Here is a 10,289-nt window from a genome sequence, read left to right on the forward strand (position 1 = left end):
CTTTGATGTAAAGCAATTAAGGTTTTAACCCCATTTACCTTAATGATTAAAAAATGAACGCAAATGTTAAAATTTAACTCAAAAATTGACCCTGAAAATCGACCGTAAATATTTGAGGTGGTCTCAATGTTTTTATGACCCAGCATTTTAGAAATAACAATATCATTCCGTTTTTTGATAAGACGTACCGCTGCAAAATGCCGTAAGTTATGAAATTTCCCAATCCTGAATTTTTCCAGTAATTCCTTAACAATTCCTGTCGTACTGTAATTTAACGACAGTCTTTTCACTGATTGACTGACAATTAATGGTTCATGTAACCCAAACTTGTTTTTATCCAATAGCGACAATAACCCTTTTGGCATCGGTAACAATCGCTGAACGTCAGCTTTTAAGCCTTCAATAACACCGTTTCGTGTTACATGTTTTGAGATATTCAAATATTCCCCTTGAATATCGCTATAATCCAATGCCAATATTTCGCTTATCCGAAGCCCAATCACCGATGCCAAGATGAAGGCAATCTTTTCTCTGACGGGCGCTTCTTCAATCATCCTATCCACATTCTCAAACGCCGGAATGAAAATAGGCTTTTCCCCTTTTCTTTTCAATTTTGGAATTGGACTGACACCAACATTTCGCATTGCTTTCAGCAGCAAATAGGCAGAATGCAGATGTTTAAGCGTATTTTCCGGTAAACCGTTAAATTCACTCGGGCGAATATTCAACGCCATTTTTGCTTGCAACGTTTCGTCAATCGAAAACAAGGCATGTTTAATCGTATCGAGCGAACTTTGCCGTAAATGCCCCGTTTCACACTGAAAGACCTTTTTCCCCACATAAAACTGAATCAACTTGCGAAGATGCCAATCTCGGCATTGCTCTTTTTCTTTTGCCATCATCGCCAAAAATCGCTCAGATTCGCTCAGAAAAAGAAAATGGCAAGCAGCTTCCCGCGTTTTAAAGCTTTTATGAAATCGTCCTGCTGGATTTTCGTAATGCACACGAAAACCCTCGCTATCATGGCGAGTTTTGACTTGTTTAATTGAACTCATTTGCGATTATCGCTTTGTTGTTAACCTGGCCACAATTTTTGCTTGATTAAGACAATCTTCTATCATCTTGCCTCTTCTACTAGCTGGCTGTTTGCGATAATAGCGGATGGCTTCACGGGTGGCTAAGCTGGCGACAGAGGTAGAAAAGCCCAGCTTGATTAACTCGGCCTTAACATTGGCTTCGATGAATTGCTCAGGAGTCATCCTTCTAACCTCATGCTTCCACCAATTAAATCAAGGGGGATTTGAGATAACTCCATTACTGTTTTTTCAGCTTTTTTAAGAATGGGTAAATCATCTTGACGCTTACGTAATCGACGACCAGCATCCGAAGAGTCTTTATCAGACTCTTTTCTGGCTGTAGCAACAATATTTTGTAATTGCTCAATAGTAAAAGCTAATCCTTTATTTTCTTCCAACTCCGTCATGTAGTCATAGATTTTAGCCTGTAACTCATAGCTGTAACTCATTGCCATTAGACAGGCTTCACGTTTTGGAAATCGGTAAATTTTTCGAATAGACTGGGCACCGTTTCCAGTGGTGAAAATATCATCAGCTAAAAATTTAGCAGATGTTTCTCCAAGAACTTTGGGTACTTTTGCCATAAAATTATTGTGCTGTAACTTGCGATATTTTTTGCAAGGAAACGTTAATCTCTCTGCTTCCGCTTTTGATTTCCGCTCCGCATTAATATAGTCCACCATTTCCAGACTGGTCATTGTTGGCATTTCTGTTACTAAAAAATTGTCATTTTTAGTTGTTACTAATTTCATCGTACTTTTCCTTATAGAAAATCGAACCTGCGCGCACAGAACAGCCGCCCACAGAAAAGCACCATTTTAAACGGCGTTCTTCAGGCTCGACTTTCTATAAGGTTCTGTGTTTTATTGATGCGCGTGCGTGGCGCTGAGATTGTTAAGATTTGAACGTGCCAATGACCGATTCAGTGACACTGTGTTTTGATGTACTGCTGTAGATATTCCGTCTGCTTTTCGTTCTCAGCTATCATCGCTCTGAGACGGAAATAATCTTCTCGAGCTGCCTTACTAAGTTGTGGGGTGGCTTCATTATGTCGGCTCTGGGTGGTAGCGGTTTTGGGTATTGGACACACGGCATTGACGTGCAACTGCTTAGTGCCAGCACGAACAGCATCATTGAGCTTAGCAATTTCAGCTTTGGCATTATTTAATTTCTCCGTGTGTTGAATATCGAGTTGGTGCAAAGAATCAATCTTTTGCTGCTGTAATTTCACGGCTTCAATTTGTGCGCGATATTGCTGTTTTAATGTTTGGTAGTTTTGCCTGATGGTTTGATAACGGGAGTTGATAAAAATAAGTGAGAGAATTAACCCTGCAATAATCACTCCGATAAATGAGTAAGGTCGCCATAACATATTACGCTCTCAATTTCCCGACGGGTAATTAGCCCTTTCCAGACTTCGCCTTTCACATAAACCCACCGCTTCATCTCATCACATGCCCCTTTTCGGTCATTGTTGTTGAGCTTTTTGAGCAAGGTCGATTTGGCAAAATTACCCACGCCCACGTTATAAGCAAATGAGTAAAGGGCTGCCTGTGTTAGCGTGTTGATATTGACCTTAATCAACGGGTCAACATAACGTTTAACGGCTTTTAAATCGTCATTAAGCCACTTATCGCAGTCTTCTTGCGTGTACATCCGGTTACGCACAATATCCTTGCCTGTATGACCATAACAAACAGAGAGTACACCACCTCCATCGAAGTAAGGTTTAAATTTTAATCCTTCAAAATGCGTTATCATCGTTGAGGCTAAAAACAACGCACTACCGCCCGTTGCCATCAATATTTTTTTCGGTATCTTCATACTGACGTTCCTTGAGTCTGTACTCCTTTTTGCGGTAGTACACGTTGATAAAAAATGTCCCTATCGTGCAGACAATACCCATCACAGCTACCCACTGCTCAAGGGTAAAAAAATCAAAAATCGTTGTCATGACTCCCCCGATGGAGTCATAGATGATTTCATCGGCATGGACTTCCTCAGCATAGTTTTTGACTCGGTTTGCTGAGCTGATCACGTCGCCTTTACTCCACTGCTGGCAATCCGTGACAACCGATCCGTGTACAAACGTGAGGGCGTTGCTGTCATCGCCCTCATCTGCAACGTCAAAACCGAGTCGTTTAGCCCCCGTTGTCAAAAACCCCAGTTTGATATGGGCATCAATGGCCGCCTGTACCCATTCGGCGGGAATTAAGATACCTTCAACAGACGCCTGATAGTTCAAATCCAGTTCCTGCGCCACAATGACCGGATTATCGATTTTCAGGCACTCTTTTTCGTACCATTGTTCATCTTTACGGGGGTCATTGCGCCAGTGAAAGGTAAACACCGGAATACGTCCACTGTGGCGTTTTTGGGCAAAAGGATTGTCCATCCCATTAACCGAACTTAAGTCAATGCGGCAGCGGGTAGTTTGCGATAGGGCAGCATCAATCAATAGCGGACGAGGCAAAAAGGCGGCTTCGTCGACGAAATAGAGTGTCGTCCGGTCACCCCGTCCAATATTGTCCCCCGCTTCACCCTTGATAATGGCGCCGGTGTTTGGAAAATTGACCCGCATATAAGGCGCGTGTTTTTTCGCTACCCAGCCTCCCCGAAACTCTTGCGGTAAAGTTTCAATAAACTTACGGGCTTTCCAGAACAACGCTTTCGGGTCACCGGTGCTGTCAACATACTCTTCTTTGCGGGAGCCAAAGCCAATTACCATCTCTTTATTAAAGAGACATAAAGCGCATGCGAGTGCAATTGACGTCCAGCTTAAGCCCATTTCGCGGCTTTTTTCGGTAATACCGTTTTCACGTCCTTTCCAGCGTGTCATTATCCAGTCAATCCATGCTTCCTGTTTCGGGAACAGCAAAAAAGGAATAGTCACCGGTAACCCGTAATCGACATTTCGTGGGTCTGTCGTCATGCCCCAGTCAATAATAAACTGCGCGGGATTATCCTTATAAAATCGGGTTAATCGTTTAAAACTTTCCGGCTGCTGGCGTAACCGTTGTAGACGCTCATCGCGCCACTCAAATACCTTAAAATAATCTGGTTTTTTAAAGTCAAAAGGAAAAGGTAACGGCATAGGAATTTGTCCGGAAAAAAGCGACTCAAAAAAATATTTTGCACATAAACGTGTACATAAAAATACAAAAAATGGGGTTAAACTCATATAATCAATTGATATTAAATAAATATTTAAATTTAATATCATTTATAACATAAATAAGTAAGCGATTTTAACCCTTTACCCCATCAGTTTTTGGTACGCTTCTGCGGCCTCTTCTAAAGTCATTTCTCGAGTAATTGCATTTTGCGGTAGTATATCTTCTGGTATAGGGCTACCTTGCAATTGCTTAATTTCCAGTAATAAGGTAGTTGGTATAGGAATGCCTTCTATCTCTAAAAATTGCGCGGCCTCTAGTGAAGTGATTTCGGCTGATTTTTTTCGCTCGAGTATCGATCTTAAGTATTCTTTTTGTTGATGCTTTTCATCGTTAAAGAAGACTTCATTGATCCCCATCTTTTTGTAAACGGCAATATCATTGTGACTAGGCAATACTTCTTCTATCGTTGTCGTTTCGCCGTCTGCCGTGGTTTTAATAATTTTGCGTTTTCGGATTTTGGTGTTTTGCCTTGCTGTTTCTGCTAGCTCTTTTTTCAAAATGTCGGCCGCATGATGAAAAGCATGATCAAATTCGTAATAATCCTTTCGCCAATTTCTAATCGTTTTTTCATCCACATGCAGCCATTTTGCAATGAAATGATTTGATACTTTGCCTTTCACCAAAGACAGGTTGATCACGTCATCAATATACGCTTTTTTATATTTAGCTTTCCCTGACATGACAACCTCTTTTTAACCTTTGTGCAACATTCGTAAAATTAGCCATTTTGGGTGCGGACTTATTTTGCGGAAGTATGCGAAAAAAATCCCTCTTCATGCGTTGTTATTATTAGGTTTTCCAATTTTTCAAAATGCGGAAGTATGACTGCGGAATTATGCGTTTTTGGCTATTCTGTAATTTTTTACCTGAATCCCTTTGATGTAAAGCAATTAAGGTTTTAACCCCATTTACCTTAATGATTAAAAAATGAACGCAAATGTTAAAAATTTAACTCAAAAATTGACCCTGAAAATCGACCGTAAATATTTGAGGTGGTCTCAATGTTTTTATGACCCAGCATTTTAGAAATAACATGAATATCATTCCGTTTTTTGATAAGACGTACCGCTGCAAAATGCCGTAAGTTATGAAATTTCCCAATCCTGAATTTTTCCAGTAATTCCTTAACAATTCCTGTCGTACTGTAATTTAACGACAGTCTTTTCACTGATTGACTGACAATTAATGGTTCATGTAACCCAAACTTGTTTTTATCCAATAGCGACAATAACCCTTTTGGCATCGGTAACAATCGCTGAACGTCAGCTTTTAAGCCTTCAATAACACCGTTTCGTGTTACATGTTTTGAGATATTCAAATATTCCCCTTGAATATCGCTATAATCCAATGCCAATATTTCGCTTATCCGAAGCCCAATCACCGATGCCAAGATGAAGGCAATCTTTTCTCTGACGGGCGCTTCTTCAATCATCCTATCCACATTCTCAAACGCCGGAATGAAAATAGGCTTTTCCCCTTTTCTTTTCAATTTTGGAATTGGACTGACACCAACATTTCGCATTGCTTTCAGCAGCAAATAGGCAGAATGCAGATGTTTAAGCGTATTTTCCGGTAAACCGTTAAATTCACTCGGGCGAATATTCAACGCCATTTTTGCTTGCAACGTTTCGTCAATCGAAAACAAGGCATGTTTAATCGTATCGAGCGAACTTTGCCGTAAATGCCCCGTTTCACACTGAAAGACCTTTTCCCCACATAAAACTGAATCAACTTGCGAAGATGCCAATCTCGGCATTGCTCTTTTTCTTTTGCCATCATCGCCAAAAATCGCTCAGATTCGCTCAGAAAAAGAAAATGGCAAGCAGCTTCCCGCGTTTTAAAGCTTTTATGAAATCGTCCTGCTGGATTTTCGTAATGCACACGAAAACCCTCGCTATCATGGCGAGTTTTGACTTGTTTAATTGAACTCATTTGCGATTATCGCTTTGTTGTTAACCTGGCCACAATTTTTGCTTGATTAAGACAATCTTCTATCATCTTGCCTCTTCTACTAGCTGGCTGTTTGCGATAATAGCGGATGGCTTCACGGGTGGCTAAGCTGGCGACAGAGGTAGAAAAGCCCAGCTTGATTAACTCGGCCTTAACATTGGCTTCGATGAATTGCTCAGGAGTCATCCTTCTAACCTCATGCTTCCACCAATTAAATCAAGGGGGATTTGAGATAACTCCATTACTGTTTTTTCAGCTTTTTTAAGAATGGGTAAATCATCTTGACGCTTACGTAATCGACGACCAGCATCCGAAGAGTCTTTATCAGACTCTTTTCTGGCTGTAGCAACAATATTTTGTAATTGCTCAATAGTAAAAGCTAATCCTTTATTTTCTTCCAACTCCGTCATGTAGTCATAGATTTTAGCCTGTAACTCATAGCTGTAACTCATTGCCATTAGACAGGCTTCACGTTTTGGAAATCGGTAAATTTTTCGAATAGACTGGGCACCGTTTCCAGTGGTGAAAATATCATCAGCTAAAAATTTAGCAGATGTTTCTCCAAGAACTTTGGGTACTTTTGCCATAAAATTATTGTGCTGTAACTTGCGATATTTTTTGCAAGGAAACGTTAATCTCTCTGCTTCCGCTTTTGATTTCCGCTCCGCATTAATATAGTCCACCATTTCCAGACTGGTCATTGTTGGCATTTCTGTTACTAAAAAATTGTCATTTTTAGTTGTTACTAATTTCATCGTACTTTTCCTTATAGAAAATCGAACCTGCGCGCACAGAACAGCCGCCCACAGAAAAGCACCATTTTAAACGGCGTTCTTCAGGCTCGACTTTCTATAAGGTTCTGTGTTTTATTGATGCGCGTGCGTGGCGCTGAGATTGTTAAGATTTGAACGTGCCAATGACCGATTCAGTGACACTGTGTTTTGATGTACTGCTGTAGATATTCCGTCTGCTTTTCGTTCTCAGCTATCATCGCTCTGAGACGGAAATAATCTTCTCGAGCTGCCTTACTAAGTTGTGGGGTGGCTTCATTATGTCGGCTCTGGGTGGTAGCGGTTTTGGGTATTGGACACACGGCATTGACGTGCAACTGCTTAGTGCCAGCACGAACAGCATCATTGAGCTTAGCAATTTCAGCTTTGGCATTATTTAATTTCTCCGTGTGTTGAATATCGAGTTGGTGCAAAGAATCAATCTTTTGCTGCTGTAATTTCACGGCTTCAATTTGTGCGCGATATTGCTGTTTTAATGTTTGGTAGTTTTGCCTGATGGTTTGATAACGGGAGTTGATAAAAATAAGTGAGAGAATTAACCCTGCAATAATCACTCCGATAAATGAGTAAGGTCGCCATAACATATTACGCTCTCAATTTCCCGACGGGTAATTAGCCCTTTCCAGACTTCGCCTTTCACATAAACCCACCGCTTCATCTCATCACATGCCCCTTTTCGGTCATTGTTGTTGAGCTTTTTGAGCAAGGTCGATTTGGCAAAATTACCCACGCCCACGTTATAAGCAAATGAGTAAAGGGCTGCCTGTGTTAGCGTGTTGATATTGACCTTAATCAACGGGTCAACATAACGTTTAACGGCTTTTAAATCGTCATTAAGCCACTTATCGCAGTCTTCTTGCGTGTACATCCGGTTACGCACAATATCCTTGCCTGTATGACCATAACAAACAGAGAGTACACCACCTCCATCGAAGTAAGGTTTAAATTTTAATCCTTCAAAATGCGTTATCATCGTTGAGGCTAAAAACAACGCACTACCGCCCGTTGCCATCAATATTTTTTCGGTATCTTCATACTGACGTTCCTTGAGTCTGTACTCCTTTTTGCGGTAGTACACGTTGATAAAAAATGTCCCTATCGTGCAGACAATACCCATCACAGCTACCCACTGCTCAAGGGTAAAAAAATCAAAAATCGTTGTCATGACTCCCCGATGGAGTCATAGATGATTTCATCGGCATGGACTTCCTCAGCATAGTTTTTGACTCGGTTTGCTGAGCTGATCACGTCGCCTTTACTCCACTGCTGGCAATCCGTGACAACCGATCCGTGTACAAACGTGAGGGCGTTGCTGTCATCGCCCTCATCTGCAACGTCAAAACCGAGTCGTTTAGCCCCCGTTGTCAAAAACCCCAGTTTGATATGGGCATCAATGGCCGCCTGTACCCATTCGGCGGGAATTAAGATACCTTCAACAGACGCCTGATAGTTCAAATCCAGTTCCTGCGCCACAATGACCGGATTATCGATTTTCAGGCACTCTTTTTCGTACCATTGTTCATCTTTACGGGGGTCATTGCGCCAGTGAAAGGTAAACACCGGAATACGTCCACTGTGGCGTTTTTGGGCAAAAGGATTGTCCATCCCATTAACCGAACTTAAGTCAATGCGGCAGCGGGTAGTTTGCGATAGGGCAGCATCAATCAATAGCGGACGAGGCAAAAAGGCGGCTTCGTCGACGAAATAGAGTGTCGTCCGGTCACCCCGTCCAATATTGTCCCCCGCTTCACCCTTGATAATGGCGCCGGTGTTTGGAAAATTGACCCGCATATAAGGCGCGTGTTTTTTCGCTACCCAGCCTCCCCGAAACTCTTGCGGTAAAGTTTCAATAAACTTACGGGCTTTCCAGAACAACGCTTTCGGGTCACCGGTGCTGTCAACATACTCTTCTTTGCGGGAGCCAAAGCCAATTACCATCTCTTTATTAAAGAGACATAAAGCGCATGCGAGTGCAATTGACGTCCAGCTTAAGCCCATTTCGCGGCTTTTTTCGGTAATACCGTTTTCACGTCCTTTCCAGCGTGTCATTATCCAGTCAATCCATGCTTCCTGTTTCGGGAACAGCAAAAAAGGAATAGTCACCGGTAACCCGTAATCGACATTTCGTGGGTCTGTCGTCATGCCCCAGTCAATAATAAACTGCGCGGGATTATCCTTATAAAATCGGGTTAATCGTTTAAAACTTTCCGGCTGCTGGCGTAACCGTTGTAGACGCTCATCGCGCCACTCAAATACCTTAAAATAATCTGGTTTTTTAAAGTCAAAAGGAAAAGGTAACGGCATAGGAATTTGTCCGGAAAAAAGCGACTCAAAAAAATATTTTGCACATAAACGTGTACATAAAAATACAAAAAATGGGGTTAAACTCATATAATCAATTGATATTAAATAAATATTTAAATTTAATATCATTTATAACATAAATAAGTAAGCGATTTTAACCCTTTACCCCATCAGTTTTTGGTACGCTTCTGCGGCCTCTTCTAAAGTCATTTCTCGAGTAATTGCATTTTGCGGTAGTATATCTTCTGGTATAGGGCTACCTTGCAATTGCTTAATTTCCAGTAATAAGGTAGTTGGTATAGGAATGCCTTCTATCTCTAAAAATTGCGCGGCCTCTAGTGAAGTGATTTCGGCTGATTTTTTCGCTCGAGTATCGATCTTAAGTATTCTTTTTGTTGATGCTTTTCATCGTTAAAGAAGACTTCATTGATCCCCATCTTTTTGTAAACGGCAATATCATTGTGACTAGGCAATACTTCTTCTATCGTTGTCGTTTCGCCGTCTGCCGTGGTTTTAATAATTTTGCGTTTTCGGATTTTGGTGTTTTGCCTTGCTGTTTCTGCTAGCTCTTTTTTCAAAATGTCGGCCGCATGATGAAAAGCATGATCAAATTCGTAATAATCCTTTCGCCAATTTCTAATCGTTTTTTCATCCACATGCAGCCATTTTGCAATGAAATGATTTGATACTTTGCCTTTCACCAAAGACAGGTTGATCACGTCATCAATATACGCTTTTTATATTTAGCTTTCCCTGACATGACAACCTCTTTTTAACCTTTGTGCAACATTCGTAAAATTAGCCATTTTGGGTGCGGACTTATTTTGCGGAAGTATGCGAAAAAAATCCCTCTTCATGCGTTGTTATTATTAGGTTTTCCAATTTTTCAAAATGCGGAAGTATGACTGCGGAATTATGCGTTTTGGCTATTCTGTAATTTTTTACCTGAATCCTTTGATGTAAAGCAATTAAGGTTTTAACCCCATTTACCT

General features: G+C 41.1%; 13 protein-coding genes and 1 pseudogene. All 14 read right to left on the reverse strand.

What is annotated here, in order from left to right:
* The coding region (locus AYJ55_RS20830; protein ID WP_063657784.1) for a tyrosine-type recombinase/integrase at positions 1-1,055 on the reverse strand (1,055 nt) is incomplete at its 3' end.
* Between the two features lie 6 nt (positions 1,056-1,061).
* Positions 1,062-1,259 carry a hypothetical protein gene (locus AYJ55_RS20835; protein WP_063657645.1) on the reverse strand — a complete coding sequence of 66 codons (198 nt, stop codon included), beginning with the start codon at positions 1,257-1,259 and terminating at the stop codon, positions 1,062-1,064.
* Positions 1,256-1,828, reverse strand: coding sequence for a hypothetical protein (locus tag AYJ55_RS20840; RefSeq protein WP_063657676.1), 573 nt, complete (start codon positions 1,826-1,828; stop codon positions 1,256-1,258). The genes AYJ55_RS20835 and AYJ55_RS20840 overlap by 4 nt, the downstream gene beginning before the upstream one ends.
* A gap of 170 nt (positions 1,829-1,998) precedes the next feature.
* On the reverse strand, positions 1,999-2,448 hold the full coding sequence (locus tag AYJ55_RS20845; RefSeq protein ID WP_063657600.1) for a lysis protein: 450 nt from the start codon (positions 2,446-2,448) through the stop codon (positions 1,999-2,001).
* Positions 2,415-2,900: a lysozyme gene (locus AYJ55_RS20850; RefSeq protein ID WP_063657599.1), complete on the reverse strand. Its 486-nt coding sequence runs from the start codon at positions 2,898-2,900 to the stop codon at positions 2,415-2,417. Before AYJ55_RS20850 ends, AYJ55_RS20845 begins: the two co-directional genes overlap by 34 nt.
* Positions 2,860-4,170 (reverse strand): HP1 family phage holin, encoded by a 1,311-nt coding sequence (locus AYJ55_RS20855; RefSeq protein WP_162505783.1) that lies wholly within the window; start codon positions 4,168-4,170, stop codon positions 2,860-2,862. Before AYJ55_RS20855 ends, AYJ55_RS20850 begins: the two co-directional genes overlap by 41 nt.
* Before the next feature lie 162 nt (positions 4,171-4,332).
* A complete protein-coding gene (locus AYJ55_RS20860; RefSeq protein ID WP_063657649.1) occupies positions 4,333-4,932 on the reverse strand; it encodes a hypothetical protein in 600 nt (199 codons plus the stop codon).
* Positions 4,933-5,192: 260 nt separating this feature from the next.
* Positions 5,193-6,008, reverse strand: coding sequence for a tyrosine-type recombinase/integrase (locus tag AYJ55_RS20865; protein WP_162505780.1), 816 nt, complete (start codon positions 6,006-6,008; stop codon positions 5,193-5,195).
* Positions 6,009-6,190: 182 nt separating this feature from the next.
* On the reverse strand, positions 6,191-6,388 hold the full coding sequence (locus AYJ55_RS20875) for a hypothetical protein (protein ID WP_063657645.1): 198 nt from the start codon (positions 6,386-6,388) through the stop codon (positions 6,191-6,193).
* Positions 6,385-6,957 (reverse strand): hypothetical protein, encoded by a 573-nt coding sequence (locus AYJ55_RS20880; RefSeq protein WP_063657676.1) that lies wholly within the window; start codon positions 6,955-6,957, stop codon positions 6,385-6,387. The genes AYJ55_RS20875 and AYJ55_RS20880 overlap by 4 nt, the downstream gene beginning before the upstream one ends.
* Positions 6,958-7,127: 170 nt before the next feature.
* Complete coding sequence (locus tag AYJ55_RS20885) at positions 7,128-7,577, reverse strand: lysis protein (RefSeq protein ID WP_063657600.1); 450 nt, start codon at positions 7,575-7,577, stop codon at positions 7,128-7,130.
* The gene (locus tag AYJ55_RS20890) at positions 7,544-8,158 is read right to left on the reverse strand and encodes an HP1 family phage holin (RefSeq protein WP_162505781.1); all 615 of its coding nucleotides are present in this window, start codon (positions 8,156-8,158) and stop codon (positions 7,544-7,546) included. Before AYJ55_RS20890 ends, AYJ55_RS20885 begins: the two co-directional genes overlap by 34 nt.
* A 139-nt stretch (positions 8,159-8,297) precedes the next feature.
* Positions 8,298-9,297, reverse strand: a pseudogene (locus tag AYJ55_RS20895) (terminase large subunit); the annotation flags it as partial.
* A gap of 335 nt (positions 9,298-9,632) precedes the next feature.
* A complete protein-coding gene (locus tag AYJ55_RS20900) occupies positions 9,633-10,001 on the reverse strand; it encodes a hypothetical protein (protein WP_187153350.1) in 369 nt (122 codons plus the stop codon).
* Positions 10,002-10,289 lie beyond the last annotated feature (288 nt).

Source organism: Candidatus Arsenophonus triatominarum (genome assembly GCF_001640365.1).
GTDB lineage: Bacteria > Pseudomonadota > Gammaproteobacteria > Enterobacterales > Enterobacteriaceae > Arsenophonus > Arsenophonus triatominarum.